The organism is Microbacterium sp. NPDC055502 (assembly GCF_053643635.1).
This window is the reverse complement of sequence record NZ_JBSHKJ010000002.1, coordinates 213,722-239,797: the sequence shown is the minus strand read 5'-3', so window position 1 is coordinate 239,797 and position 26,076 is coordinate 213,722. Positions and strand designations below refer to the sequence as shown.

General features: G+C 72.2%; 23 protein-coding genes and 1 tRNA gene. 12 read left to right on the top strand and 12 right to left on the bottom strand.

The features are described from left to right. Window positions 1-86: 86 nt before the first annotated feature. The 5 genes from ACWH95_RS12135 (at window position 87) to nhaA (ending at window position 3,088) form a co-directional block, all read left to right on the top strand. Window positions 87-893 carry an SGNH/GDSL hydrolase family protein gene (locus ACWH95_RS12135; protein ID WP_454120721.1) on the top strand — a complete coding sequence of 269 codons (807 nt, stop codon included), beginning with the start codon at window positions 87-89 and terminating at the stop codon, window positions 891-893. 16 nt (window positions 894-909) lie between these two features. Beyond that, window positions 910-982: transfer RNA gene (locus ACWH95_RS12130), tRNA-Arg, on the top strand. Window positions 983-1,103: 121 nt separating this feature from the next. Next, window positions 1,104-1,502, top strand: coding sequence for a VOC family protein (locus tag ACWH95_RS12125; RefSeq protein ID WP_136035547.1), 399 nt, complete (start codon window positions 1,104-1,106; stop codon window positions 1,500-1,502). A gap of 68 nt (window positions 1,503-1,570) precedes the next feature. Beyond that, window positions 1,571-1,744, top strand: coding sequence for a hypothetical protein (locus ACWH95_RS12120; RefSeq protein ID WP_168387297.1), 174 nt, complete (start codon window positions 1,571-1,573; stop codon window positions 1,742-1,744). Between the two features lie 60 nt (window positions 1,745-1,804). After that, window positions 1,805-3,088 (top strand): Na+/H+ antiporter NhaA, encoded by a 1,284-nt coding sequence (gene nhaA / locus ACWH95_RS12115; protein WP_454120720.1) that lies wholly within the window; start codon window positions 1,805-1,807, stop codon window positions 3,086-3,088. 30 nt (window positions 3,089-3,118) lie between these two features. Here nhaA and ACWH95_RS12110 read toward each other — a convergent pair whose 3' ends face one another. Then, window positions 3,119-4,378 (bottom strand): hypothetical protein, encoded by a 1,260-nt coding sequence (locus ACWH95_RS12110; protein WP_136032549.1) that lies wholly within the window; start codon window positions 4,376-4,378, stop codon window positions 3,119-3,121. Window positions 4,379-4,487: 109 nt separating this feature from the next. Here ACWH95_RS12110 and ACWH95_RS12105 point away from each other — a divergent pair, with 109 nt between their 5' ends. Further along, window positions 4,488-4,826: a nuclear transport factor 2 family protein gene (locus tag ACWH95_RS12105; RefSeq protein WP_136032551.1), complete on the top strand. Its 339-nt coding sequence runs from the start codon at window positions 4,488-4,490 to the stop codon at window positions 4,824-4,826. Between the two features lie 33 nt (window positions 4,827-4,859). On the opposite strand, the gene ACWH95_RS12100 is transcribed toward ACWH95_RS12105, so the two are convergent. Beyond that, window positions 4,860-6,800: a heavy metal translocating P-type ATPase gene (locus tag ACWH95_RS12100; protein ID WP_378803859.1), complete on the bottom strand. Its 1,941-nt coding sequence runs from the start codon at window positions 6,798-6,800 to the stop codon at window positions 4,860-4,862. 39 nt (window positions 6,801-6,839) lie between these two features. Between ACWH95_RS12100 and ACWH95_RS12095 the strand changes: the two genes are divergently transcribed. Continuing rightward, window positions 6,840-7,241, top strand: a complete 402-nt coding sequence (locus ACWH95_RS12095; protein ID WP_454120719.1) for a hypothetical protein — start codon at window positions 6,840-6,842, stop codon at window positions 7,239-7,241. On the opposite strand, the gene ACWH95_RS12090 is transcribed toward ACWH95_RS12095, so the two are convergent. Genes ACWH95_RS12090 through ACWH95_RS12080 form a run of 3 tightly spaced genes read right to left on the bottom strand, consistent with a single transcriptional unit; the run spans window position 7,169 to window position 9,926 of the window. Further along, complete coding sequence (locus tag ACWH95_RS12090; protein ID WP_136032554.1) at window positions 7,169-7,429, bottom strand: YHS domain-containing protein; 261 nt, start codon at window positions 7,427-7,429, stop codon at window positions 7,169-7,171. The two genes, ACWH95_RS12095 and ACWH95_RS12090, sit on opposite strands and share 73 nt — an antisense overlap. 23 nt (window positions 7,430-7,452) lie before the next feature. Then, window positions 7,453-9,720 carry a heavy metal translocating P-type ATPase gene (locus ACWH95_RS12085; RefSeq protein ID WP_454120718.1) on the bottom strand — a complete coding sequence of 756 codons (2,268 nt, stop codon included), beginning with the start codon at window positions 9,718-9,720 and terminating at the stop codon, window positions 7,453-7,455. Continuing rightward, window positions 9,717-9,926 (bottom strand): heavy-metal-associated domain-containing protein, encoded by a 210-nt coding sequence (locus ACWH95_RS12080; RefSeq protein ID WP_454120717.1) that lies wholly within the window; start codon window positions 9,924-9,926, stop codon window positions 9,717-9,719. Before ACWH95_RS12080 ends, ACWH95_RS12085 begins: the two co-directional genes overlap by 4 nt. 168 nt (window positions 9,927-10,094) lie before the next feature. Here ACWH95_RS12080 and ACWH95_RS12075 point away from each other — a divergent pair, with 168 nt between their 5' ends. After that, window positions 10,095-11,027 carry an HAD family hydrolase gene (locus ACWH95_RS12075; RefSeq protein WP_378803614.1) on the top strand — a complete coding sequence of 311 codons (933 nt, stop codon included), beginning with the start codon at window positions 10,095-10,097 and terminating at the stop codon, window positions 11,025-11,027. Between the two features lie 18 nt (window positions 11,028-11,045). Here ACWH95_RS12075 and ACWH95_RS12070 read toward each other — a convergent pair whose 3' ends face one another. The 5 genes from ACWH95_RS12070 to ACWH95_RS12050 all read right to left on the bottom strand — a co-directional run bounded on the left by ACWH95_RS12070 (window position 11,046) and on the right by ACWH95_RS12050 (window position 16,464). After that, window positions 11,046-11,930 carry a formylglycine-generating enzyme family protein gene (locus ACWH95_RS12070; protein WP_454121001.1) on the bottom strand — a complete coding sequence of 295 codons (885 nt, stop codon included), beginning with the start codon at window positions 11,928-11,930 and terminating at the stop codon, window positions 11,046-11,048. Window positions 11,931-11,997: 67 nt separating this feature from the next. Beyond that, entirely contained in the window at window positions 11,998-14,331 is a 2,334-nt protein-coding gene (locus tag ACWH95_RS12065) for a sulfatase-like hydrolase/transferase (RefSeq protein ID WP_454120716.1), read from the bottom strand. Between the two features lie 14 nt (window positions 14,332-14,345). Beyond that, entirely contained in the window at window positions 14,346-15,647 is a 1,302-nt protein-coding gene (locus tag ACWH95_RS12060) for a hypothetical protein (protein ID WP_454120715.1), read from the bottom strand. 36 nt (window positions 15,648-15,683) lie between these two features. Beyond that, on the bottom strand, window positions 15,684-16,028 hold the full coding sequence (locus ACWH95_RS12055) for an SHOCT domain-containing protein (protein ID WP_136032569.1): 345 nt from the start codon (window positions 16,026-16,028) through the stop codon (window positions 15,684-15,686). A 1-nt stretch (window position 16,029) separates the two neighbouring features. Then, entirely contained in the window at window positions 16,030-16,464 is a 435-nt protein-coding gene (locus ACWH95_RS12050; protein ID WP_136032571.1) for a DUF6325 family protein, read from the bottom strand. A gap of 192 nt (window positions 16,465-16,656) precedes the next feature. Here ACWH95_RS12050 and ACWH95_RS12045 point away from each other — a divergent pair, with 192 nt between their 5' ends. Next, a complete protein-coding gene (locus tag ACWH95_RS12045; protein WP_136032573.1) occupies window positions 16,657-17,043 on the top strand; it encodes an SHOCT domain-containing protein in 387 nt (128 codons plus the stop codon). A 38-nt stretch (window positions 17,044-17,081) separates the two neighbouring features. On the opposite strand, the gene ACWH95_RS12040 is transcribed toward ACWH95_RS12045, so the two are convergent. Beyond that, window positions 17,082-19,613 (bottom strand): LuxR C-terminal-related transcriptional regulator, encoded by a 2,532-nt coding sequence (locus ACWH95_RS12040; protein ID WP_454120714.1) that lies wholly within the window; start codon window positions 19,611-19,613, stop codon window positions 17,082-17,084. A 111-nt stretch (window positions 19,614-19,724) separates the two neighbouring features. Here ACWH95_RS12040 and ACWH95_RS12035 point away from each other — a divergent pair, with 111 nt between their 5' ends. The 3 genes from ACWH95_RS12035 (at window position 19,725) to ACWH95_RS12025 (ending at window position 23,291) form a co-directional block, all read left to right on the top strand. Further along, window positions 19,725-20,864, top strand: coding sequence for an AI-2E family transporter (locus ACWH95_RS12035; RefSeq protein WP_454120713.1), 1,140 nt, complete (start codon window positions 19,725-19,727; stop codon window positions 20,862-20,864). An 80-nt stretch (window positions 20,865-20,944) separates the two neighbouring features. Next, a complete protein-coding gene (locus ACWH95_RS12030; RefSeq protein ID WP_454120712.1) occupies window positions 20,945-22,615 on the top strand; it encodes a SulP family inorganic anion transporter in 1,671 nt (556 codons plus the stop codon). 4 nt (window positions 22,616-22,619) lie between these two features. After that, window positions 22,620-23,291 (top strand): GAP family protein, encoded by a 672-nt coding sequence (locus ACWH95_RS12025; RefSeq protein WP_378803607.1) that lies wholly within the window; start codon window positions 22,620-22,622, stop codon window positions 23,289-23,291. Between the two features lie 71 nt (window positions 23,292-23,362). On the opposite strand, the gene ACWH95_RS12020 is transcribed toward ACWH95_RS12025, so the two are convergent. Then, entirely contained in the window at window positions 23,363-25,897 is a 2,535-nt protein-coding gene (locus ACWH95_RS12020) for a LuxR C-terminal-related transcriptional regulator (RefSeq protein WP_454120711.1), read from the bottom strand. Between the last annotated feature and the right edge of the window lie 179 nt (window positions 25,898-26,076).

The window sequence follows — 26,076 nt, the reverse complement described above, 5'->3', positions numbered from 1 at the left end:
CCAGTTTACGGGCGCGGACGGGCGATCTCCGCCCCCGTGCGTCGCGCCGAATTTGCGTTCGGCCGACCGTGATCTACTCTCATGCCATGAAGGCCCCCGCCACCCGCCGCCGACTGCGTGCCGCCGGGGTCGCCACCGCACTGGTGCTCGCCGTCACGGCGGGCGTTCTGGGTGTGTGGCGGCCGTGGACTCCCGCTCCCTCCGCCGCGCCCGTCGCCGCCGGTGACGACACCGCCACCGCGGCCATCGCTCCGGCTCCCCTCACGCTCCCCGACGACCCCACCGTGCTGGTCTTCGGCGACTCGTGGACCTACGGCTCGGCGGCCACGGATCCCACGCTCGGGTACGCGTACGTGCTCGCCGACCTGGTCCACGGGCACACGGTCGTCAACGGCGTGCGCGGCAGCGGCTACCTCAAGCCGGGGCTCGACGGCCCCACGTTCGGGGAGCGGATCGCCGCCCTCGACCCCGCGATCGACCCCGACCTGGTGATCGTGCAGGGCTCCATCAACGACCGCGCCCAGGGCGAGGTGGGCTACCGCGACGCCGTGACCGCCGCCTGGGACGCGCTCACCGCGCTGTACCCGGAGGCCGCGATCGTCGTACTCGGCCCCGCCCCGCACGAGCTCCCCGTCGGCACGCAGACCGCCCGCATCGACCACGACCTGTCCGAGCTCGCGGCCGCCCGCGGCTGGTGGTACATCTCCCCCGTGCAGCAGCACTGGATCACCGAGCAGAACTACCTCTCCGTGATCGATGTGGAGGTCGGACGCAAGCATCCGTCGACCGCGGGCCACCGCTACCTCGCCGAGAAGCTGGCCGCCGCGCTCGACGAGCTGCGGGCCGCCCCGGTCACCGAAGCAGGCGGGTCGGAGACCACCCCGGACGAGTGATAAGGTCGATCGGTACGCCTCCGTAGCTCAGTGGATAGAGCGCCGGTTTCCGGTACCGTAGGTCGCAGGTTCGACTCCTGTCGGGGGCACATCAGCAGAAGGCCGCTCTTCGGAGCGGCCTTCGTCGTTGAGCGGCCCAGAGCTCGCCGACCTGCGTCGCGCGGACGCCGGCGATTGCCGTGCCGGCGGTTCGAGAGCACGATGTCTGACATGGGACTAGCGGACTACCCGGTGAGGGCTTCCATCGGCGTCACCGATATCGGACGAGCGGCCGCCTTCTATGAAGGGGTGCTGGGCCTCGCCGCCGAGCGGAGCGGACCGAGCGCCGGCATCGCGGAGGGCGCTCGGTTCTACGCCTGCGGCGACGGGACCATGCTCAACGTGTTCGAGACGCCGACCGCGGGCTCGACGCGCTCGACAGTCGCCACGTGGTACGTCGACGACCTCGATGCGGTCGTGGCGGAGCTGACGGCTGCGGGAGCCGAGTTCGTCCGCTACGACGGTTTCGGCCAGAACGCGGACGGCATCGGCCCTCGGGCGGGCGGTGGGCGGATCGCCTGGGTCGAGGACCCGGACGGGAACACGCTCGCCATCGAATCCGACAGCTGAGGCCTTCCGGCGACACCTCCGGCGAGACGTCTCGGGGCAGCACGGATGACAGACGGTAGCCTGGACGGGTGCCCTCCCTCGTCTCCGCCGGTTCGACGCGCGCCCCGCAGCGCCTGTCGTCGGCGACGCCGATGACGGAGTGGATGCGCGTCGTGCTGCACCCGGGGACGAACGGGTGGACGAGCGTGTGGGGCACCCTCTCGCACGGTGAGATCGCGGGCTGCCCGCCGCCACGGGGCTAGCCGCGCCGGATGGCGCGGCCTGTTCGCATCGACCGCCCATCTCTCCCGTGAGGTACCCCTGTGTCTTCGTCGTCCCCTGCCCGTTTCCGTCTCGCGCCGCATGAGCTGTGGCGCGGTATCCGCTCCACCGCCCGCAGCGAGGTGCTCGGTGGTGCGCTGCTGCTCGCGGCGACCGTCGCGGCCCTGATCCTCGCCAACTCCCCCGCCGCGCCCTGGTACGAGGCCGTGCGCGACGTGCGCTTCGGCATCCCCGAGCTCCACCTGGAGCTGAGCGTCGGCGCGTGGGCCGCCGACGGGCTGCTCGCCGTGTTCTTCTTCGTCGTCGGGCTGGAACTCAAGGAGGAGTTCGTCGCCGGGCGACTCCGTGACCCGCGCCGCGCCGCGCTTCCCATCGCGGCAGCCGTCGGCGGGGTGGTCGTGCCCGCGCTGCTGTTCCTCGCGGTCAACGCCGCGGCCGGCCCCGAGGTGCTGCGCGGCTGGGCGATCCCCACCGCGACCGACATCGCGTTCGCGGTGGCCGTGCTCGCCGTCGTCGGCCGGTTCCTCCCCCCGGCGCTGCGCGTGTTCCTGCTGACCCTCGCCATCATCGACGACCTCATCGCCATCACGATCATCGCGACGTTCTACACCGAGACGATCCAGGCGCCGTGGCTCATCCTCGCGCTGCTGCCGCTCGCCGGGTTCGCGCTCGCGGTGCAGAACGGCGTGCGCTCCTGGTGGCTGCTACTCCCCCTCGCGGTGGCCGTGTGGGTGTGCGTGCACGCGTCGGGGGTGCACGCCACGGTCGCCGGTGTGCTGCTCGGGTTCCTCGTGCCCGTGCGAGCCACCGCACGCACGCGCGTGCAGACCGGTACCGATGCGGACGGCGCCCCGGTGTACGACGGGCTGGCGGCGCACTTCGCCGACCGCTGGGGTGTCGTGGCCACGCTGTTCGCCGTGCCGGTGTTCGCGTTCTTCGCCGCGGGAGTCGACATCGATGGAATCGACGGCCTCGTCTCCGCGCTGACCGACCCGATCACGGTCGGCATCGTCGTGGGACTCGTCGTCGGCAAGCCGGTGGGCATCTTGCTGACGACCTTCCTCCTCAGCCGCGTTCGGGCGCTGCGTCTCGACGAGACGTTGCGCTGGCCCGACCTGGCCGGCATGTCGCTGCTCGCCGGGATCGGCTTCACCGTGTCTCTCCTGGTCGGCGAGCTGGCTTACGGCAGCAGCAGCGTCGCCGACGATCACGTGAAGATCGGGGTGCTGGTCGGGTCCCTCGTCGCGGCAGTGCTCGGCGGTGTGGTCCTGGCGCTGCGCGGTCGGCGGGCCCGGAGCGCTGCGCGGGACCGGGCGGAGGCATGACGGCCTCGCGGCGAGCGGAGGTATGACGGCCTAGCGGCGCGCGGAGGCGCGTCCGGGGCGTTTCGGCTGCTTCCGCTGACGCTCCTCCGCGCGCCGGAGCACCCGCGCCTCGGACGCGGCGCGGGCCTTCGGGCCCGACAGGATCCGCACCAGGACGTAGGCGACGGCGAGCGAGATCAGCGCTTGCAGCATGCGCGGGATCACGTCCGGATACGACGCGTTGAACGAGATGCCGTAGGAGTACACGAGGCCGATTCCCGCGAGCGCCCACGGGTTGTCCCGGCGGGTGAGGAAGCCCATGACGAGCGTCAGCACCACGGCGAACACGACGATCCCTATCCAGCCCTCGAAGATGTAGACGTTGCCGAGCATGGTGGCCGACTGCGAGCTGGTCGGCGCACCGCCGAGCGCGATGCTCATCTGCGAGCCCGTGTCCAGTGGTGGGCGATCCGGGTCGAGGAACCCAGGAATCAGACCAATGCGGAACAGCGTCGGGATGTCGAGGACCTCAAGACCTGCCGGCCTGGGGACGAATCGGGCGATGAGAGCCATCTGCGTGTCCAGTTGAAGGCGCTCCAGAGGCGCATCCGCACTCACCGCGCCCGGGCCCGAGACGGATGCTCGGCGCAGGGAGTCGCGGAAGTCGTAGATCGGCGGCCAGAGGATCGGGATGGCTGCGAGCACGATCACGAGCGTCCGCAGGCGGATCAGCTTGGCGAACAGGGCCAGGATCACCACCGTGAGGATCAGCGCTGCGGACTGCCCGAGGATGGCGCGCATGAGCCCCTCCCACAGGAACACCACCGCGGCGATCGCACACACCCAGAGCGCGGTCGCGCGCGTCACCTGCCCCTGCCGGAAGAGCCAGAGGACGAGAGACACTCCGAACAGCACCCAGAGCGTGAAGGGCGCTGCGATCGAGACGATCGGCGATTCGGAGGCGACACCGATCTGCACCGCATACGAGCCGCGTCCCCCGAGCGTGGAGATCACGGTGGCGGCCACGCCCACGGCGAATACGGTGAACGCCGCGCGAGCGGTGATCGGCTTCGCGGTGGCTTCCGGCATCTTCAGCGGTTGCACCATCAGCTCGATGAACAGGGCGACGGCGATCGTGACGGCACAGATCGCGAGGATCAGCCCGAACGGCTGTGTCCCCTTCAGGGCAGCAGGAATGACCACCATCGCCGCCAGCTGGATACCCAGCAGGATCGTGACGGGGAAGCGCTCGACCCGCATACGGCTCGGGTCGCCGACGATGGGCTTCAGCGTGGGGGGCTGCAGAGGCACAAGGGCAACCATACGGGGTTGCGGAACGTCCGAGAGGGCGACGGGCTCGCCGTCCGAGCCGTGAGCCAGGGCGTTCCGCGGGAAGCGACGCCGGAGTAGGGTGCGGGGCATGACGCTGATCGAGGACCTGCGCACGAGCGAGGAACGACTCTCCCGGGGCGACCTCGCGTACTACCGGGACATCTGCCGCGACGACGCCCTGTTCGTGATGCCGGGCATGGTCGCGACACGGGAGGAGGCGATCGCCGGACTCGAGCACGCCGACCCGTGGGACTCGTTCGACCTGAGCGCGGTGCAGGTGCGCGAGCTTGGCACCGACGCCGCCGCCATCGCGTATCGCTTCGAGGGACGCCGCGGCGCACAGACCTACACGGCGGACATGGTGTCGACGTACGTGCGCGAGGGCGGACGGTGGCTGCTCGCCGTGCACCAGCAGACCCCGGCCTGAGCGCACGGGCGTCGGGCCGGGGTCTGCGGGCGGTCAGCGGTCGAGGATCTCGCGGGTCGTGACCTCGGGGCGCAGGTCGAGTCGGCGCAGCAGCTGCGCGTTGAGGGCGACCACGATCGTCGACAGCGACATGAGCACCGCGCCGACCGACATCGGCAGCACGAAGCCGATCGGGGCGAGCACCCCGGCGGCCAGCGGCACCGACAGCAGGTTGTAGCCGGCGGCCCACCACAGGTTCTGCTTCATCTTGCGATACGACGCCCGCGACAGCTCGATCACCGACAGCACCGACCGCGGATCGTCGCCCGCCAGGATCACCCCGGCCGATGCGATCGCGACGTCGGTGCCCGCGCCGATCGCGAGCCCCACGTCGGCCTGCGCCAGGGCGGGGGCATCGTTCACGCCGTCGCCCACCATCGCCACCCGGCGACCCTCGCGCTGCAACTCCTGCACCTTCGCGGCCTTGTCCTCGGGTCGCACCCCGGCGAACACCCGGTCGATGCCGAGGTCGGAAGCGACGGTCTGCGCCACCGCCTCCGCGTCGCCCGTGATCATCACGACCTGCACCCCGCGGGCGTGCAGCGCGTCGACCGCCTCCCGCGACTCCGGCCGCACCTCGTCGGCGAGCGCCAGCGCACCGATCACACGGCCGTCGCGCAGCACGTGCAGGATGATCGCGCCGTGCGCGCGCCACCCCTCGGCCGCCGGCAGCTCCTCCGCGCCTTCCTCGGTCAGCAGGTGCGGGCCGCCGACGCGCACCGTGGCACCGTCGACCGTCGCTGTGACGCCCACCGCGGGCGACGACGAGAAGTCGCGGCTCGCCGGCACCGTCAGCCCACGGTCGCGCGCGGCCCGCACGATCGCCTTCGCCAGCGGGTGCTCGCTGTCCGCCTCGGCCGCAGCAGCCAGGGCGAGCACCGCATCGGCGTCGTCCCCGCCGACCGTCGACACCTCCGACACCACCGGCTCGCCCTTCGTGAGCGTGCCCGTCTTGTCGAAAAGGACCGTGTCGACCGTGCGCATGCTCTCCAGGGCCAGGCGGTCCTTCACCAGCACGCCGCCGCGGGCCGCGCGCTCGGTGGCGATCGACACCACCAGCGGGATCGCGAGCCCCAGCGCGTGCGGGCAGGCGATCACGAGCACCGTGATGGTGCGGACGACCGCGTCGTCGGGCAGACCGACCAGCGTCCACACGACCGCGGTGATCGCCGCCGCTCCGAGCGCGAACCAGAACAGCCAGCCCGCGGCCGTGTCGGCGAGGCGCTGCGCCCGCGAGGACGAGTTCTGCGCTTCCGTCACGAGCCGCTGGATCCCCGCGAGGGTCGTGTCGTCTCCGGTCGCGGTGATCTCGACGCGCAGCCCCGAGTCGGTCGCCACGGTGCCCGCCGTGACCGGGTCGCCCGCACCGCGCGACACCGTCCGCGACTCCCCCGTCACCATCGACTCGTCCATCGAGGCACGACCGTCGACGATGCGACCATCGGCGGGGATGCTGCCGCCCGGCCGCACCACCACCACGTCGCCCACCCGCAGGTCGGCCGGAGACACCCGCACCACCTGGTCGCCCTCCACGCGCTCGGCCTCGTCCGGCAGCAGGGCCGCCAGCGAGTCGAGCGCGGACGTCGTCTGCGCGAGCGACCGCATCTCGATCCAATGCCCGAGCAGCATGATCACGATCAGCAGCGCGAGCTCCCACCAGAAGTCGAGCTCGTGGTGCAGCAGCCCCAGGCTCGCACCCCACGACGCCACGAAGGCCACCGTGATCGCGAGCGCGATCAGCAGCATCATCCCGGGCTTGCGCGCCCGCAGCTCGCTGACGGCGCCCACCAGGAACGGCCGCCCGCCCCACACGTACATGACGGTGCCGAGCACGGGAGACACCCACGCCAGACCCGGGACATCCGGCAGCGAGTAGCCGAGGATCATCGCGAACATGCCGGACAGCGCAACCGTCGGAACCGCCAGCACGAGCATGATCCAGAACAGCCGCCGGAACTGCCCGACGTGGTCCCCGTGACCGCCGTGACCGCCGTGGCCCGCGTGCGCGTCGTGACCGGCGTGGGCCTCGTGACCCGCGTGCGCATCCTGACCGCCGTGGGCCTCGTGACCCGCATGGGCCTCGTGCGCGTCGTGACCCGCGTGCGCGTCATGACCGCCGTGGTCCGCGTGACCGGCGTGGGCCTCGTGAGCCGCGTGCGCGTCGTGACGTGCGTGCTCATCGTGCGCGTCGTGACGGGCGTCCGCGGGGGCGGGGCCGTGGTGCGGGGTGCTCATGGTGTTCCCTCCAACGTCGATGATGCCGTGCGGGGCCGCCGTCGGGCAGCCCCGCACGGTGCGGCCGCTCAGGCGGCCGCGATGTACTTCGCGGGGTCGGCGTCGAACGCCGGACCGCAGCCCGCGCAGCAGAAGTGGTAGCGGGTGCCCTCGTAGTCGCGGAACAGCCCTGCGGCCTCGGCCTGCGCGATGACCACGGGACTGCCGGCCATCACCGGGCACGTGGTCATGCCCTCGGCGTTCGACGCCAGCAGGTCGGGGCGTCCCTCGGCGGCGACACCGCCGGCGGCCGGGACGCTGCAGCAGGATCCTGCGGGGGAATCGGACATGTCGGTACTCCTCTTTCTCGGGGTCACTGGGCGTCCACCGCCGTGCTGCGGAACGACCGCAGGCGGAGGCTGTTGCCGACCACGAAGACGCTGGAGAACGCCATCGCCGCGCCGGCGAGCATGGGGTTGAGCAGGCCGAGCGCCGCGAGCGGGATGGCCGCGACGTTGTAGGCGAACGCCCAGAACAGGTTGCCCTTGATGGTGCCGAGCGTGCGGCGGGAGAGACGGATCGCGTCGGCCGCGCTGCGCAGGTCGCCGCGCACGAGGGTGATGTCGCTCGCCTCGATCGCCGCATCGGTCCCTGTTCCCATCGCGAGCCCCAGGTCGGCCTGTGCGAGGGCCGCGGCGTCGTTCACGCCGTCGCCCACCATCGCGACCACCCGGCCCTCGTCCTGCAGCCGGCGCACCACCGCGACCTTATCGGCCGGAAGCACCTCGGCGATCACCTCGTCGATGCCGACCTCAGCGGCGATCTGCTCCGCGACCGCGCGGTTGTCGCCCGTGAGCAGGACGGGGGTGAGCCCGAGCCCGACGAGCTGGGCCACGGCCTGTGCGCTCGTCGCCTTGACCGTATCGGCCACCACGAGCACGCCACGCGCCGCGCCGTCCCAGCCGACAGCGATCGCGGTCTTGCCCTGGCGCTCCGCCTCCGCCTTCGCCTCGGCGAGCGCGGACGGCAGATGCTGCGACCAGTCCGCGAGCAGGGACGCTCGACCCACTATCACGGCGTGACCGTCGACCACGCCCTGCACGCCGCGGCCCTCGATGTTCGTGAAGTCCTCCGGCGCGGGCAGCGCGCCCAGCTCCCTCGTCGCCGCGGTGGCGACGGCCTGGGCGATCGGGTGCTCCGAGGCGTCCTCCAGCGCTCCCGCGAGGCGCAGCAGCTCGGCGCGCTCCACGCCCTCCGCGGTGTGCACGGCCGTGAGAGTCATGCGCCCCGTGGTGACGGTGCCGGTCTTGTCGAGTACGACCGTGTCGACCCGGCGCGTGGACTCCAGGATCTCGGGGCCCTTGATCAGGATGCCGAGCTGAGCGCCGCGACCCGTGCCCACGAGCAGCGCGGTGGGCGTGGCGAGTCCGAGCGCGCACGGGCAGGCGATGATGAGCACGGCGACGGCCGCGGTGAAGGCCGCGGCGGCCGGGAACCCCAGGCCGAGCCACACGCCCAGCGTGCCGAGAGCCACCACGATCACGATCGGCACGAAGATGCCGGACACCCGGTCGGCGAGGCGCTGCACCTCGGCCTTCCCCGTCTGCGCCTGCTCCACGAGCCGGGCCATCTGGGCCAGCTGCGTGTCGGAGCCGACGCGGGTCGCGAGCACCACGAGACGCCCGCCCGCGTTCACGGTCGCGCCGGTCACGGCGTCGCCCTCGCGCACCTCCACCGGGACGGACTCGCCCGTGAGCAGGGAGGCGTCGATGGCGGAGGTTCCCGAGACGACGACGCCGTCCGTGGCGATCTTCTCCCCCGGACGGACGACGAACTCGTCGCCCACCGCCAGCTCGGTCGTGGGGATCCGGGTCTCCACGCCGCCGCGCAGCACCGCGACCTCCTTTGCGCCGAGCTCGAGCAGCGCGCGCAGCGCCGCCCCCGCCTGCCGCTTGGAACGCTTCTCGAAGTAGCGTCCGGCGAGGATGAACGTCGTCACCCCGGCGCCCACCTCCAGGTAGATGTTGCCCGCCCCGTCGCTCGGTGCCACGGTCAGCTCGAACGGGTGCGTCATGCCCGGCATCCCGGCCGTGCCGAAGAAGAGGGCGTAGAGCGACCAGAGCAGCGCCGCGAGCGTGCCCATCGAGATGAGCGTGTCCATGGTCGCCGCCCCGTGGCGCAGGTTGGTCCACGCGGCGCGGTGGAACGGCCACGCCGCCCACACGATCACCGGTCCGGCGAGCGCGAGCGACAGCCACTGCCAGTACGTGAACTGGAGCGCCGGGATCATCGCCATCGCGATCACCGGGACGGTGAGCACGATCGACACGATCAGCCGCTGGCGCAGTGCGGCCAGCCCGTCGTCGGCCTGCTCCGGCGTCGCGTCCTCGGCGGTCGGGGCCGGAGGCGCGGGGACAGCGGCGGTGTAGCCCGTCTTCTCGACCTCGGCGATGAGCACCGCCGTGTCGAGGCCGGCCGGCGCGGTGACCGTGGCCTTCTCGGTCGCGTAGTTGACGCTCGCGGTCACGCCGTCGATGCGGTTGAGCTTCTTCTCGATCCGCATCGCGCACGACGCGCAGGTCATGCCCCCGATCTCCAGCTCGACGCTGGTCTCGTCGGGCACGGATCGCGTATCGGTCATGACCGCACCGCCTCGTAGCCCGCCTCGTCGACGGCGGCCAGCACCGCGGCGTCATAGACCGGGGCGGAGCTGTGGACCACGAGGCGTCCGGTCTGCGCGCTGACGTCGACGCCGTCGACCCCGGGGATGCGGGAGACCTCGCCGCGGACGGCCATCTCGCAGTGCCCGCACGTCATCCCGGTCACCTGGTACTCGCTCGTGTTCATCGTCGTTCCTCTCCGCTGTCAGGATACCCCCCTGGGGTACTCCCTGGCGACAACCCTATACCCATCACGGGTATTCCCGACACCGCCGAACGCCCCGCTCGGACCACGCTCGCCCCGGCGGGGTGAGCGTCCGCCCCCGGCGCCCGGCCCGCCTGGCACCCTGAACAGATGGACGACACGACGCTCCCCTCCTGGAGGGACACCCCCACCCGACGCGCCATCGAGGCGTTCGTGACGGGCGTGGCGACCGGACCGGATGCGGTGCCCGCGGAGGAGCGCGTCGCCGTGTTCGACAACGACGGAACGCTGTGGACCGAGAAGCCGATGCCCACGCAGCTCCACTACGTGGTGGAGCGTTGGCGGGAGGTGGCCCTGGCGGATCCCTCCCTGGCCGACACGCAGCCCTACCGCGCGGCCGTCACGGGCGACCTGGCGTGGCTCGGCGCGGCCGTCGAGAAGCACTACGCCGGGGACGACTCCGACCTCGGCACCATCATCGCCGCCCTCGTCGGCCTCACCGACGGACTCGACGTCGAGCAGTACGCCGCCGCCGTGTCGGCGTTCTTCCGCACCGCGCGCCACCCCGTGCTCCACCGCCCCTACACCGAGCTCGTGTACCAGCCGATGGTCGAGCTGCTGCGCTACCTCGAACGGCACGGCTTCACGTGCTACATCGTCTCGGGCGGCGAGCGCGACTTCCTGCGCCCCCTGACGCAGTCCATCTACGGCATCCCGCCCGAACGCGTCGTGGGTTCGGCGCTGGGGCTCACGTACGACGAGGCGACCGGATCGGTGCGCTACTCCCCCGCGCTCGCGTTCTTCGACGACGGACCCGAGAAGCCGGTGCGCATCTGGAGCCGCATCGGCCGGCGCCCGCTCCTCGCCGCGGGCAACTCCAACGGCGACATGCCGATGCTCGACCACGCACGGCGCGGCCCCCGCCGGGGTCTCGCGCTGCTGATCCACCACGACGACCACGACCGCGACGACGCCCCGTACGACGCGGGCGCCGACAAGGCCCTCGCCGCCGCACGCGAGCGCGGGTACACGGTCGTGAGCGTGCGCGACGACTGGGCGAGCGTGTTCCCCGCGCCCTCCTGACCGCTCAGCCCGCGGCACTCACAGGGCGCAGCGGAAGCCGATGTGGGTCATGGCGGTGTCCTCCGCCTGTGCCGACCGCGCGGCCGGGCGATACCGCAGGCAGTACTCGGGGGCGCACAGGTGCGAGCCGCCCTTGAGCACGCGCCGCGGGATGGGCGAGCCCGGCTCGGCCGACAGCAGGCTCTCCCGGCGACCGGGATCCACCGCGACCGTGCCGGGCGGCACGTGCCGGTGGGTCCAGTAGTCCGCCGTCCACTCCCACACGTTGCCGATCATGTCGAACAGGCCGTAGCCGTTGGCGGCGAAGCTGCGCACGGGTGCCGTGCCCACCCAGCCGTCCGCCCCGTCGTTGCGGTAGGGGAAGGCACCCTGCCAGGTGTCGGCCATCAGCACGCCGTCCGGCTTCGTCTCGTCGCCCCAGGCGAAGCGCGCGCCGACCAGTCCGCCGCGCGCCGCCCACTCCCACTCGGCCTCGGTGGGCAGCCGCTTGCCCGCCCACGCGGCGAACGCGACCGCGTCCGGATAGGCGATGTGCACCACCGGGTGGTCGAGACGGTCGTCGATCGACGAGTCCGGCCCGAACGGACGCCGCCAGAACGCACCAGGCTCCCACCGCCACCACTGCCGCCAGTCGCGCAGGTCGACCGGGCCCGACGTCGGTGTGAACACCATGGCGCCGGGAACGAGGTCGTCGGGGTGCACGCCGGGATAGTCGGCCGGATCCATCGGCTGCTCGGCGACCGTCACATAACCGGTCTCGTCGACGAACGCCGCATAGTCGCGGTTGGTCACCGGGTGCTCGTCGAGACGGAACGACGCCACCTCGCGCTCGTGAACCGGGCCCTCCTCGGGGTAGAACTCGTCGGACCCCATGCGCAGCGTGCCACCGGGAACCTCGATCATCGCCACCATGCCTTCATCGTAGGGGCCGTCAGCGGGGCCGGGCCGTGCCGGGCGACTCCGGCGGCCGCTACTCGCGGGAGAGCATCGCGGCCGCCTCCAGCTCCAGGTCGAGGTACTGCTCGGCGCTCACGTCGATCCCCACGCCCAGCAGCTTGCCGCCCGTGAACGGGAAGTCACTGCCGTACTGGCGGCTCACCGGGTCGGCGCTGTCCCAGCCGACGCAGAGGCCGTCCCCGCACAGGGTGAACTTGCCCACCTGCGCCCGCATCGGCCCGGACGCCACCGCCCGGTCGTCGACGTACAGCGTCGCGGTGCCCACGGACTCCCCGTGCTCACCCGCCCCCTCCCGCACGAACTCCACGCCGAGCGTGTGCGGGCCCGGCGCGAGCGGCTCCGACGTGAAGGTCTGCTCGGGCGGGATGCCCAGGAAGTTGTACACGTAGGTGAGCCGGCCGTCCTTCACGAACAGCGAGTGCCCGCCGAACCGGGAGCCGTGCGCGAACAGCACGCCCTGCGCCCCGTCCTCGAGCACCGCGTCGGCGATGATCTTGAACGACCGGCCGCGCACGTTCACCGCGACGCTCTCGGGCACCGCGGCCGTGCCCGGGTAGTAGACGTACCGCTCGCGGGGCCGTTCGGCCTGCGGGCGCTGCACGGTCAGCAGTTCCCTGGCGGACCGGTCGTCCAGCGGCAGCGCGAAGTTCGCCTCGGCCTCCGCGAACCACGCGTCGATAAGCTCGCGGAGCTTCTCCGGATGCGTGGCGGCGAGGTCGTGCGCCTCCGCGCGATCTTCGGCCACGTGGAACAGCTCCCACGCGTCGTCCTCGAAGTGCCCCGTGCCCGTGAGCGGTGCGTGCACGGCGGCGGCCTTCCACCCGTCCTTCCAGATGCCGCGCGTGCCGAGCATCGCGTAGTACTGGACGTGCTTCTCGCTCGGGCCGTCGGGAGCCGCGTCGAAGCTGTACCTCATCGAGACGCCGTCGAGCGGACGCTGCGTCACCCCGCGGTACGTCTCCGGCATCTCGACGCCGATCACGTCGAGCACGGTCGCCACGATGTCGACCGAGTGGTGGTACTGGTGGCGCAGCTCTCCCTTCGCCGCGATGCCCTTCGGCCAGTGGATCACCATGGGGTCGCACGTGCCGCCCGAGTACTGGGAGTAGCGCTTGAACATCGGGAAGGGCGTCGAGAACGCCGCGGCCCACCCGGTCGGATAGTGGTTGTAGGTGTCCGCGGAGCCGAGGTGGTCGATCATCGCCAGGTTCTCGGCGAGGTCGTCGGGGAAGCCGTTGAAGAACTTGTTCTCGTTGACCGAGCCGTCGGGCGAGCCCTCCCCCGATGCGCCGTTGTCGGCACAGTAGAACACGAGGGTGTTGTCGAGCTGTCCGGTCTCCTCCAGATAGTCGATGATGCGGCCGACCTGCGCATCGGTGTACTCGCTGAACCCGGCGAACACCTCGGCCATGCGGGAGAACAGGCGCCGTTCGTCGTCGTTCAGCTCCGACCACGGCCGTACGTGATCGGCCGGGTTCGCGACGTCGTCCGGCATCGGGTTGAACGGGGTGAGCGCGGTGCCCTCGGGCAGCACGCCCCTGTCGATCATGCGCGCGAGCACCCACTCCCGGTACGCGTCGTAGCCGTCATCGAACATCCCCCTGTACTTGTCGATGTACTCCTGCGGCGCGTGATGCGGGGCGTGGTTCGCACCGGGACAGAACCAGAGGTACCAGGGCTTCGACGGGTTCGACGCCTGCTGGTTGCGGATCATCGTGAGCGCCTGGTCGGCGAGGTCCTTCGACAGGTGGTACCCCTCCTCCGGCGTCGCGGGGGCGTCGATGAAGTGGTTGTCCTCGACGAGATCCGGGTACCAGTTGTTCGTCTCGCCGCCGAGGAAGCCGTAGAACCGGTCGAAGCCGAGCTGCAGCGGCCACATCGAGCGGTTGCCACCCGGGGCGATGTCCTCCTCCGGCACGTTGTGGTTCTTGCCGACCCAGAACGTGGAGTAGCCGTTGTCCTGCAGCACCTGCCCGATCGTCGCGCACTCGGCGGGCAGCCGTCCCGCGAAGCCCGGGAACCCCGTGGTGCCCTCCATGATCACCCCGGCGCGATTGACGTGATGGTTGCGGCCGGTGAGCATGGTCGACCGCGTCGGCGAGCACAGCGCCGTGGTGTGCCACTGCGTGTAGGTGAGTCCGTTCTGCGCGAGCCGGTCCATGGTCGGCATGCTGATGCGTCCGCCGTACGGCGACCACGACGCGAGGCCCGTGTCGTCGTACAGCACCACCAGCACGTTCGGCGCGCCGTCCGGTGCGGTCCGCAGCTCGTACGGCGACCAGTCCGGCGTCGAGTCCCGCACGTCGAGCCGGATCTCTCCGGTGAAGTCCGCGTTGAAGTCCGACATGTCCACTCCTTCTCTCATGGGTGTTCCTCCGGTACCGCCGGCACGACGGGCGGGCGTCGCAGCAGCTCCACCAGCACGACGAGCACCAGTACGCCCGCCGCGACGCCCACCACGGCACCGAACGACACCGGCCGCAGGACGATCAGCAGGAGGAGCGCGACGACGAGCCCCGCGACCAGGATCGGCCCGCGGTACCGGTCGACCGCCACACCGAACCGCCCCGTGGAGACACCGTGACGCTCCGCGGCGCCCCGGAGCGCGGCGACACCGCTCTCCACGGCCGTCCGCGTGCGCACCGCGGCGCGGGACGACCCGGCGACCCAGGCCCACAGCGCGACCAGCACCGCCGACAGGGCGAGCGCCGCGACCGTCGAGGACAGCAGCGCCGTCACCTCATCGAACAGCGACGCCGCCGCCGCAGCGGTCATGATCGACGGGCTCACCGCGCCCAGGAAGAACGAGCGGCCGATGCCCAGGCCGGCAGCCAGCAACAGGAAGGCCGCGGCGAGCGCGACACTCGTCCACAGCAGCGCCCGTGGTCGGTCGCGGGCCAGCAGCACCCCCAGCACCACGAGCCCCGCCAACACCCACGGCAACCAGAAACCCGCCGCGACCGCGACCTGGTACAGCGCCCGGACGAGCACGAGGGCATCGGCCTGGGCGATCGGGATGGAGCGGTCGATCACCGGGATCAGGTCTGCCACGCCGACACCGCGCTCCGCCAGTGCATCTTTCACGCGCTCGATCACCACACCGAGGTCGAGCGACAGCACCCCGTCGTCGGCCAGCTGCAGCGCGGTCCCCGGCTCGTCCTGCAGCACGGCGACCGCACGCTCGTGCGCGACCCGCAGCGACTGCGCCCAGATGTCGGCGAACTGCGCGGACGACACGACGTCGTGCACCACGCCGTCGATCAGGGACGACAGCCCCGACGCCGCCGGAGCCTGGAGGAGCGTGAGCGCGGACTCGGCGCGGGGCGGCAGGTCGAGCGAGCGCAGCCCGTCGAACAGCTCGCCGACGACGGCGTCGAGGTCGACCTGCTCGTCGATCGCGGCGCTCACCTGGTCGGCGACGAAGTCCTGCACGTCGGGGTCGTCTGCGAGCGGCCCGAACGTGGCGACGAAGCGGTCCGCGTCCACGAGCTGGAGGCGGGCCCAGGTTCCGAGCACGGCGACGGGCGCGAGCAGCACCGCCACCGCGAGCACGACCCCGGCGAGGATGCTGCGCGCGGCGGGCCGACGGCGCGGCGTGCGCAGGGCCTCGTTCTCGCGCTCGAGCAGCTCGACCCGCGCCCGCAGCTCGTCGAGCTCGCCCATCGGTCCTCCTCGATCGTCGTCGTGGTGCACCGGCGGCTAGGTGCCGAGCAGCCGCTGCTTCGCCGCCGCGAACTCCTCCGCCGACAGCACGCCGGCCTGCTGCATCGCCGCGAGCTGCTGCAACTTCGCGATCAGGTCGTCGCCGGCGGGAGCCGTCGGTGGCGCGGGTGGCGTGGCGGGGGCCGTGGCGTCGCGCACGGTCGCCTCGACCTGCGCCTGCTGCTGCGCGGCCTCGTACTGCTGCTGCTCGTACTCCTCCTGCGCCCGGCGGGCCTGGTGCCGCTGCGCCGCCCCGGTGACGGCCGTCGCCGTACCAGCGACCACGGCCGTGCGCGCGGCGAGGCCCAGCAGTCCCGGCCGTCCGAATCTCCGCAGAGGCATGTCAGTCCCCCTCCTGGTCGAGGATGTCGATGAGCGCATTCACCACGGGTGCGGGGACGCGCTCCGTGCGCAGCACCCGTCCACCCGCGGCCGCGAGGTCGTGCGCGAGCACGCGGGCGAACGCGAGTTCCAGGACCACGACCGCCGCCGAACGACCCGGATCGAGCTCGCCGGCCAACAGCTCCACGTCTTCCTCCCCCGCGAGACCGGAGACGATGGGGGCGAACCCGGCGAGCCCGAGCTGCTCGGCGTCGTCCTCCAGCTCCAGGATCTCGATGTCCCCGTCGGTCGTCTTGCCGACGAGCACGATGTCCAGGATCCGGACGACGCCGCTCTCGGCGACGTCGGCGAGAGCACGGAAGGTGCCGGGGTCGGGTCGATCGCCCTCGAACCCCACCAGATAGAGCTCGACCGGGCCGAACCGGAAATCGTTCATGGCACCGCCTTCCTCGCGCGGATCAACGGCGTCATGCTCGCACCATCGTCGCGTGGCCCTCACGAGGGGATCACCCGGGCTGGGTGAGCTGCGACGACGGCGACTCGCCCGGATCGGGTGACCACCGCCACGCCCGGCACCGTGGTCGCTGCCACGATCACCTCACCTGCTCATCGACGAAAGGGGTCCGACGTGTCGTTCTGGGAAAGCTTCTGGGACATCATCTGGTGGTTCTTCTGGGTGTTCGTATTCGTCTCCTACCTCATGGTGCTGTTCAACATCGTCGCCGACCTGTTCCGCGACCACGCGCTGAACGGCTGGTGGAAGGCCGTGTGGATCATCTTCCTGATCTTCGTGCCCTTCCTCACCGCGCTCATCTACCTGATCGCGCGCGGGCGGGGAATGGCCGAACGTGCGGCCGCCTCCTACCGACAGCAGCAGGACGCCGCCGATACGTACATCCGCAGCGTCGCCGGGACCAGCGCGACCGACGAGATCGAGAAGGCCTCGAAACTGCTCGCGGCCGGCACCATCACCGACGCCGAGTTCGCCGCGATCAAGGCGCGCGCCCTCGCCTGACCCGGGTGGACGGGGGCCGTCGAACGCGGCGCCCCCGTTCACACCGTCGAGCGCACGGCCTCCCGGCGCGACGACACCCCGAGCTTGCGGTAGATCGCCCGCTGATGCGTCTTGACCGTGTTGACGGACACCGACAGCTCCCGTGCGATCTCGGGCAGCGTCCGTGCGGTCTGCAACTGCTGGAACACCTCGCGCTCCCGCTCGGACAGCCGATCCGCGAGCGAGCCCGCCGCGTCCATCGCGAGGCAGCGGCCGATGAAGTCCTCGAACTGCGTGCCGAAGTGCACGTGCTCGTGCAGCAGCCGCCGCACGGCCACCTCGCGCGGCCCGAACAGCACGCGGATCCCCTCGCCGGACGCGACAGCGACGGCCGCCTCGCACAGCTCGTGCGCCTCCTCGTGCCGCCCCGCGTGCCGCCGCATCACGGCGGCCGTGATCAGGGTCGACGCCTTGACGTACGACACCTCGGCGTACCCCCGCAGCGAGCGCAGCGACTCCAGCGCCGCGGGGTACTCCTCCGCGCGACGAAGCACGCCGGCGAGCGCGACGTTCACCAGCGGAAGGTCGGGACGCTGCACCGAGCGTGCCGCGATCCGGCGGGCGCGCTCGCCACTGCCTACGGCCTCGTCGAGCAGCGCCACGGCCGATTCCCGCAGCGCCGCCCAGCTGAACCCGCGGATCACCTCCAGCGGGATCTCCTGCACCGCGATCGCCGCGCGACGGCACGCGGCCACGTCGCCGGTCTCGGCCGCCGCGTAGGCGATCATCATCCTCGACAGCCCGGCGACCACCCGATCGGCTTCTCCGCCGTCGAGGACCGCGGAGAACGACTCCGTCGCGTCCGCGCTGTCGCCCGACCAGTAGGCGACGAACCCGGCCGCGGCAGCCTCGGTCCCTCCCCGATGCCGTTCGTCGGAGACGTGCGGGGCGATGCGGGCGAGCGTGTCGCGAGCGTCGACCACGCGACCGGCCCAGACCTGTCCGAACGCGAGTTGGGCGAGCGACCAACGCACGCGCTCGGGGTCGGCCGAGCGCTCGGCCTCCCGCGCCGCGGCGGCGAAGTACTCGACCGGCAGTGCGGGGTCGCCGCGATGACGGATCTCGCTCCAGCCCAGCAGGTAGTCGAGCGCGGTGCGGTCTGCGACCTCCACCGCCGTGGCGTCGTGCAGCAGCGCGTGCACCTGCGCGCTGGCCTCCACCACGTCGGCGCTGTCGTCCGCGAGCAGCAGCCGCGCGACCGGCAGGACCGTCGACGTCGGCACCCCGTCGCGGTCCCGCAGCGCGTGCGCCCGCTGGAACAGCTCGCGTGCCACGTGGCGCTCGCCGAGCGCATCGCACGCGCACGCCTGCACGAGGAGGAGATCGGGGTCGTCGGGGTCGTGCCGCCGTAGCTCCGTCACCGCGTGCTCGACCTCGGCGGCGCTCCCGCCCACGACGAGCCCGAGCCAGTGTCGATCCAGGATGGTGCGCGCGACGTCGGGCTCACCGCCCCGCAGGGCGTGCCCGATCGCGGCGACCGGATCGGACTCGGCCAGTGTCGCGGCCGCTCGACGGTGCACGTCGGCGAGCCGGTCGCGATCGGCCGCCGCGATCTCACCACAGCGGCGGGCGAACGTGCGGTGCCAGCGATAGACCGGGCCGTGCGGTCCGTCGAACCGGTCGAGGAACAGCCCCAGTCGCACGCATGCCTCTAGCAGCTCCGCGGCGTCCTCGCGCTGCGTCACCTGCGCGGAGAGCTCGGGCGTGAGCTCGGCGCACGCGGTGGCGTCGAGCACGAAACGGGCGACCTCCGGCGGCAGGGCACCCAGCACGTGCTCGCGCACGTACTCGCCGAGGAAGCTCGACGCGCTCGGGGCGCTCCGCTCCGGGCGGGCACCACCGATCATCATGAGCCGGACGGCGATCGGCCACCCGCCCGTCTCCTCCACGATCGCGTCCGCGCCGAGGCCCTCTCGCGCGGCGGGAGCGAGCCGCGCCACCTCCTCGCGCGTGAAGCTCAGAAGGTCGGCCCCGAGGAACCCCTCCGGGGCGGTCACGCGCTGGCGGCTCAGGGTCAGCTCGAGCAGCGTCGTCCCCACCAGCACCAGCCGCAGACCGTCCGGCGGCTGCTCCGCGAGCATGCCGAGAAGGCCGTGGCGCCACCGCTCCCCCGCCCGGTGCGCGTCGTCCACCACCAGGTGCACCCGCGCGTCGCGGTCGCCGAAGACCCGGCAGATCTCCTCGTACGCACGCTCCGGGTTCGTCGCAGCGATGGGCAGCTGTCTCGCGCCGTCCTCACCGCTCGTGGCCGCCCGCAGCGCCTCCACCACGCCGCGCGTCAGCCGGCCGGGATCCACGTCGAACGGACTCAGCGCGAGCCACGCCACACGGTCGACGGTCGTCGCCCACTGCGCCACGGCGGTGGTCTTGCCGAAACCGCAGGGGGCGCTCACGACGGTGACCGGCGCGCCCGAGACGGCCGCGTGCAGCGCCTCGGTGAGCCGGTCGCGCCGGAGCACGCCGGGCTGCGGGGCCGGCGGTCGGAACCGCATGGTCGGCCCTGGATTCGTCTGACGCACGGGGGACGACATGGCAGTCACCCTAGTGACGGCCGCGAGAGCCCACGGGGACGGCGCGGATTCTCACCCGGATGAGAACGATCGGCCACGGTGCGCGCCGCCACGCGGGGCTACGCTGACCGCGTGACCACCTCTCCCGACCACGGGATGGACAGATCCCTGTCGCCCTCCCTGCGCGTCCTGCTGGCCCTGGCCGCCGGCGCCATCGCGCTCGCGGGCCTCTCCGTCGCGCGGGACGTGTTCAGCCCCCTCGCCCTCGCCGTCGTCATCGTCGTGGTGTGCGATCCCGTGCGCCGTCCCTTCGGGCGGCGCGGCTGGCCGGCGTGGACGGGATCCACCGCCGTGATCGTGGTGTCGATCGCGATCCTCGTGGCGATGGGCGCCCTGCTGTGGCTCGCCGGGATCCAGTTCGCCGGGCTGATCGGCGACCTCGCGACGGACGGCAGCCTCCGTCGCACGGCCGACGACCTGGTCGCACTGCTGCAGTCGCTCGGGCTCGAGGACGCCGCGACCGACACCGCGGCCTCCGTCCTCGACCCCGAGACGCTCCTCGCCGCCGCGAGCCGGGTGGGCGGCACCGTGGTCGGCGTCGCGACCGCACTGTTCTTCGTGTGCGCGTACATCGTGTTCCTCGCGGTCGACGCGGCCCGATACCAGCGGGCGGGCGAGGTGTTCGGGACGACGCGTCGGGCGTCGATCGAGCGCATCACCCGACTGAACCGCGGCGTGCGCCGCTACTTCGTCGTCAACGCGATCTTCGGCGCGATCGTCGCCGTGATCGACGGGCTCGCCCTGTGGTGGATGGGCGTGCCAGCGCCGCTCGTCTGGGCGACCCTCGCGTTCGTGACGAACTTCGTGCCGAACATCGGGTTCGTGCTCGGCCTCATCCCGCCCGCGGTGCTGGCGCTCGTGGTGGGCGGCTGGCCCCTCCTTCTCGCCGTCGTCGCGGTGTACTGCGTCGTCAACGTCGTGCTGCAGGTTCTCGTGCAGCCGAAGTTCGTGAGCGACGCGGTCGACCTGAGCCTGACGCTGAGCTTCTTCTCGGTGGTGTTCTGGACGTTCGTGATCGGTCCGCTCGGGGCGATCCTCGCCGTGCCGCTCACGCTGGTCGTACGCACCCTGGTGCTGGAGGTCGACCCCGGCAGCACCTGGCTGCGCTGGCTGTCCGGCGACCGCACGGCCGCTCCGCCCCCGACCGTTCCCGCACGACCGGAGCCCGACCCCGCCGCAGAGCCCGACCGGAAATCACCAGGGGGAGCTTGACCGATCCCGCTGGCGAGGGCACACGCCGCGGTGGAAGGGTGGACGCGCGGCGCTCGGTGCCGCGGCGAGAGGAGGCGGGGATGCAACGACCGCTCGCCGGTCTGACGGCGCGCAACGCCCTCACGGAGGTGACGGCGGGCGTCACCCTGCTCGCGATCGCCATCCCGTTGAACATCGGATACGCCCAGATCGCCGGGCTGCCCGCGACCGCCGGGCTTTACGCGCTGATCGTCCCCACCGTGCTGTACGCGCTGGTCGTGTCGTCGCGGCAGCTCGTCGCCTCTCCCGACGCGGCGGCGGCCGCGCTCGTCGCCTCGTCCGTCGGCGGGCTGGCCGTGGCCGGGAGCGCCGACTACGCCACGCTCGCACTCGCGCAGGCCGTGCTGTCCGGGCTGATGTTCGTGCTCCTGGCGGTGTTCCGGCTCGGCTTCCTCGCCGACTTCCTGTCGAAGCCGATCCTGGTCGGCTTCGTGGGGGGTCTCGCGCTGGACATCATGGTGAGCCAGATCGCGAAGATGCTCGGCGTGAAGATCGACTCCGGTGCCGAGTTCCCCGAGAAGGCAGTTGCGCTGATCGGCGGACTGCCCACGCTCAACGGCTGGTCCCTGCTGATCGCCGCCGGCTCGGTCGCGGTCCTCCTGATCGGGAAGGCCTTCCTGCGCGCGGTCCCGTGGGCACTCGTCGTCCTGACCCTGACGACCGTGCTCGTGCTGCTGGCTGGGCTCGACGACCGCGGGGTCGACGTGCTGGGCGCCGTCCCCGCCGGTCCCCCCGCGCTGACGTGGCCGGTGCTGGACTGGGGCACGTGGCTGGCGCTCGTGCCGTCCGCGATCGCGCTCACCCTGGTCACCACGGCCGAGGGCCTGCTGGTGTCGCGGTCGTACGCGGAGAAGCACGGGTACCCGTTTCGGGCCAACCGCGACCTGCTCGCGTTCGGCGTCGCGAACGTCGCGGCCGGCGCGCAGGGCAGCTTCGCCGTGGGCTCGTCCACGTCGCGCACGGCCGCGATGGACCAGGCGGGCTCGCGCACGCAGCTGCCCTCGGTCGTGCTCGCCGTCGGCACCCTCCTCCTGCTGCTGTTCGGGACGGCGCTGCTGGAGGACATCCCCTCGCCGGCGATCGGGGCGATCGTGGGCGTCGCCATCATCCCGCTGCTGGGCGTGCGGGAGTTCATCGACCTGTGGCGCAAGGACCGGTTCGAGTTCCTGATCGGCGCGGTCTGCTTCCTCGTCACGCTCCTGATCGGTTCGATCCCCGGGATCCTCGTCGCGTTCGTGCTGGCCCTCATCAACCTCGCCAAGCGCGCGGCCTCCCCCGCGATCGACGTGCTGGAGGCCTCGGGCGATCCGGCGGAGTCGCTGCTGGAGGACGCGCCGTCCGGAGCGACGACGGCACCGGGCATCATCGTGGTGCGCCTGGCCGCGCCGCTCTTCTTCGCCAACGGCACGGTGTTCACGTCCGCGGTGAAGGAGGCGATCCGGGCCGCGGGCGACGGCGCGGTGCAGCACCTCGTCGTCGACATGGAGGCCGTGACCGACGTCGACGTCACGGGCGCCGACTCGTTCGCCGCTCTGAAACGCTGGCTCGCCGACCGCTCGATCTCGCTGTCGTTCAGCCGCGTGCGCGCGAACACCTGGCGGCGGCTGTCCGAGCTGGAACTGCTCGACGGCGAGCCGCTGCACGCCACCAACCGCGCGGCGATCGCCGCCCTCACCGCGTCGGTCCCCGAGCCGGCGCCCGACGAGAGGTAGACCCATGGGAGCCGCCATCGGAAGTGTCCTCCCCCTCGCGCTCGGCATCGCGATCAGCCCGATCCCCATCATCGCGGCGATCCTGATGCTGCTGTCGCCGAAGGCCCGCGTCACGAGCGTCGGCTTCCTCCTGGGCTGGATCGCGGGCATCGTGGTCGCCGTGAGCGTGTTCACGCTGCTATCCGCCGTGCTCCCCGAGCAGGACCCCGACGCCTCGCGACCCATCCGCGGCACGGTGCAGCTGCTGCTCGGCGTCGGCCTGCTGCTGCTCGCGGTGGGACAGTGGCGCCGTCGCCCCGGCGCCGGTCGCACCGCCAGCATGCCGGCGTGGATGAAGGCGATCGACACGATGCGGTTCCCGATGGCACTCGGGCTCGGATTCCTGCTCTCCGCCGTGAACCCGAAGAACCTGCTGATGGCGGCGGGAGCGGGGGTGGACATCGGCGCGGCCGGCCTGGACGGCGGGGCCCTGGTCGTGGTGATCGGCGTGTTCACGCTGATCGCCGCGTCGACGGTCCTCGTACCGGTGGTGGGGTACCTGGTCGCGGCCGAGCGGCTGCGGGGCCCGCTCGACGCCCTGCGCGGCTGGCTCGCGCAGGAGAACGCGGTCATCATGGCCGTGCTCCTCCTCGTCATCGGCGTGTCGATGATCGGCAAGGGCATCGCCGCGTTCTGAGTCGCCGCAGCCGGCGCGCGGGAACGGGAACGACGCGGGACCGCGGTGACCACCTCGCGACGAGTTGGGGATCACCCGATGCCGAGCGCGTGGGCGGCCGCCGTCACCCCCTCGCGGTCGGACACGCCGAGCTTGCGGTAGATGTTGCGCACGTGCGTCTTGACCGTGTTTGGGGAGATGTACTCCTGCGCGGCGATCTCCCGCAGCGTGGCGTTGCGGCACAGGGCGGCCAGCACGATGCGCTCGCGGTGCGTCAGCTCCTCCTCCGCCAGGACGCCGGCGGCGGTGAACCGCTCGCGCACGCGGTCGGCGAACCGGGTGCGCGAACCGGGGGTCGCCCGCGCCGCCAGCAGCTGCGTCACGACCGTCCCGGCCTCCGCGACCCGGCGGACGTGGTCCTCCGGCTCGGCGAGCGCCAGCGCGGTGGCGAGGGCGAACTGAGCCCGATCCGGCTCGGCGTCCTCCACGTCGAGGTGCGACTCCACCAGCCAGGCGTCGATCATCGACGCCGGCAGCAGGCAGCGTGCGGCCCCCTCCAGCACCGGGACGAGGGCTCCGCGCGCGACACCGGGCCGTCGGTCGTGCATCGCGGCGAGCGCACGGAGGACCAGCACGTCCCCGGTCTCGCCGAGCGCCGCCTCCACCTCGTCGATGAAGCGGTCGCGGATCGTGGGCTCGTTCAGACGGTGGAACGCGTGCACCACGAACGGCGCCATCATGGCGTACCAGTGCACCGGCAACGGGAGGTCCTCCCGCGGCGCGAGGAAGTCGAACAGCGCCATGGCCGCGGCGTGGGCGTCGTCGACCGCGTCCGCGGCGAGCAGTGCCTGCAACCCGTGCAGCCCCCGCGCGATCGCGGTCTCCCCTCCCGCGTCGAGGACCCGCGCCGACGGCAGCAGCGCCGGACTCGCGTCAAGCAGGTTCATGGCCTCGTACGGCACCCACGATCGCCACACCCGGGCGACCTCGACGAACGCGTTGTCCGGTGCGCCGAGCTCGTGCCACCGCTCGTCCAGGGCCGCACTCGCGTCCATCACCTCGCGCAGCCGCCCGCGGAACAGGGCTGCCGTGAGGAGCGCGGTCTCCGCCTGCAGCTCCGCCGATACGGCACCGATCGCCCGCGCCAGGTCGGCCGCCCGTCTGGCCGACACCTCGGACTGCTCCAGCCGACCGGTGAAGAGCTGGGCCATCGCGAGCTGCAGCGTCGCGTAGGCGTCGATCCGCTCCTCGCCCGTCGGCGTGCGGAGCTCCGAGCCCACCGCGGCGAGCGCGTCCTCGATCCCCCCTCGGCGCAGTGCCGTGTGCAGCGCGAGCCCCCGCCTCCACGCCCGGTGCACGTCCGACTCGTCCGTCTCCGGCGTCGACGACAGCGCCGCGACCGCCGCGGACGCGTTCCCGCGGGTGAGCTCAGCCGCCGCGATCAGCATCCGCACCCCCGGCTCCGCGCGGCGCTGCGCGGTCAGCTCCCCGGTCGCCGCGACGACCTCGTCGGGGTGGCCGTCGAGCACGAGCTGCATGCCGCTGCGACGGAGGACCGCCGAGACGCAGAACTCCTCTCCGCTGCGCACGGCGTGGACCAGTGCGGGAAGGGCCTCCCCCTGCCCGTCGAACCACGCCGACGCGATGCCCTCGAGCCGGGCGGGCTCGCTGCTGCCCCTGGCGCGCAGGCGCCCGAGCAGGAAAGCGCGCAGCAGCGGGTGGTAGTGGTACCGCGGGGGGTCCGCGCCGTCCGGGCCGGCGAGCACGTTGAGCCGCAGCAACCGCTCGATCAGAGCGCCCGCGCGTGCGCTGCCGCAGAGGACGGTCGCGAGTGCGGTCGTGAACGACTCGGGGACGGCCGTCGTCTCCAGGAAGCCGCGCAGCTCGTCACTGAGGTCTCCGAAGACCTCCTCCACGAAGTAGTCGACCACGTCGGGGTCGTCTCCCCGGAGCGGGTAGGCCCCGACCGGGCCCCCGCCGGGGGCGTTGAGCATCATGAGCTGCAGCGCCGCGGCCCACCCCGCGGTGCGGGTCAGCAGCGCGGCGATCTCGCTCGGGTTCAGGTGCAGGTCGCGGAGCGCGAAGAACGCCTGGATCTCGTGTGGACGGAACGCCAGGGCAGCACCGTCGAGTTCGAGGGCGATGCCGCTGAGCCGACGACGGGCCAGCGGGATCATGCGCGTGCCGCGACCGGACAGCACGACGTGCACGTCGCCAGGGACCGTCTGCACGAACACCGACATCAGGTGGGCGGACTCGTCGTCCTGAAGGTGGTGCACGTCGTCGACGATGATCACGATCCGTCTGCGGGCCGCGTCGAGCGCCCTGGCGAGTCCGCGCATGGTGGCCGCCCCGTGACCGCGGGGCACGCGGGCGAAGCCGCGCTGCAGTGCGGGATCGGGGATCCGTTCGAGACCCGCGATCAGGGTGTCGACGCCGTCGCCGCGCTCCATCGCGACCCACACGACCTCGACGTCGGCGTGCTCGCGCAGCTCACGCGACCACTGCGCGAGCAGCCGCGTCTTGCCGGCGCCGGCCGGCGCGCCCACGAGCGTGAGCGACCACGGCTCCTCCATCGCGGCGCTGAGCCGGGTCAGCAGTCGTTCCCTCCGTACCTCGCCCTTCATCGATGTGGGGATGGGACTGGTCGTCCCACCTCCGTGTCGAGCATCTTCCGTCATCGGTCCCCCCGATCCTGAAGCGGCTCTCCCCCTCGGCGGCAGTATATTCCCCGATGAGAGCGGTTCCGCAAGGGCATGCCCCTGCTCACGGCGGGGCCGACGCCCCGACCCGCCGACGCCCGCGA

Coding starts and splice junctions, on each gene's coding strand:
- ACWH95_RS12135 (WP_454120721.1), top strand. CDS start 87: ATGAAGGCCCCCGCCACCCGCCGCCGACTGCGTGCCGCCGGGGTCGCC.
- ACWH95_RS12125 (WP_136035547.1), top strand. CDS start 1,104: ATGGGACTAGCGGACTACCCGGTGAGGGCTTCCATCGGCGTCACCGAT.
- ACWH95_RS12105 (WP_136032551.1), top strand. CDS start 4,488: ATGACGCTGATCGAGGACCTGCGCACGAGCGAGGAACGACTCTCCCGG.
- ACWH95_RS12100 (WP_378803859.1), bottom strand. CDS start 6,800: ATGCTCGTGCTGGCGGTTCCGACGGTTGCGCTGTCCGGCATGTTCGCG.
- ACWH95_RS12090 (WP_136032554.1), bottom strand. CDS start 7,429: ATGTCCGATTCCCCCGCAGGATCCTGCTGCAGCGTCCCGGCCGCCGGC.
- ACWH95_RS12085 (WP_454120718.1), bottom strand. CDS start 9,720: ATGACCGATACGCGATCCGTGCCCGACGAGACCAGCGTCGAGCTGGAG.
- ACWH95_RS12080 (WP_454120717.1), bottom strand. CDS start 9,926: ATGAACACGAGCGAGTACCAGGTGACCGGGATGACGTGCGGGCACTGC.
- ACWH95_RS12075 (WP_378803614.1), top strand. CDS start 10,095: ATGGACGACACGACGCTCCCCTCCTGGAGGGACACCCCCACCCGACGC.
- ACWH95_RS12070 (WP_454121001.1), bottom strand. CDS start 11,930: ATGATCGAGGTTCCCGGTGGCACGCTGCGCATGGGGTCCGACGAGTTC.
- ACWH95_RS12065 (WP_454120716.1), bottom strand. CDS start 14,331: ATGTCGGACTTCAACGCGGACTTCACCGGAGAGATCCGGCTCGACGTG.
- ACWH95_RS12060 (WP_454120715.1), bottom strand. CDS start 15,647: ATGGGCGAGCTCGACGAGCTGCGGGCGCGGGTCGAGCTGCTCGAGCGC.
- ACWH95_RS12055 (WP_136032569.1), bottom strand. CDS start 16,028: ATGCCTCTGCGGAGATTCGGACGGCCGGGACTGCTGGGCCTCGCCGCG.
- ACWH95_RS12050 (WP_136032571.1), bottom strand. CDS start 16,464: ATGAACGATTTCCGGTTCGGCCCGGTCGAGCTCTATCTGGTGGGGTTC.
- ACWH95_RS12040 (WP_454120714.1), bottom strand. CDS start 19,613: ATGTCGTCCCCCGTGCGTCAGACGAATCCAGGGCCGACCATGCGGTTC.
- ACWH95_RS12030 (WP_454120712.1), top strand. CDS start 20,945: ATGCAACGACCGCTCGCCGGTCTGACGGCGCGCAACGCCCTCACGGAG.
- ACWH95_RS12025 (WP_378803607.1), top strand. CDS start 22,620: ATGGGAGCCGCCATCGGAAGTGTCCTCCCCCTCGCGCTCGGCATCGCG.
- ACWH95_RS12020 (WP_454120711.1), bottom strand. CDS start 25,897: ATGAAGGGCGAGGTACGGAGGGAACGACTGCTGACCCGGCTCAGCGCC.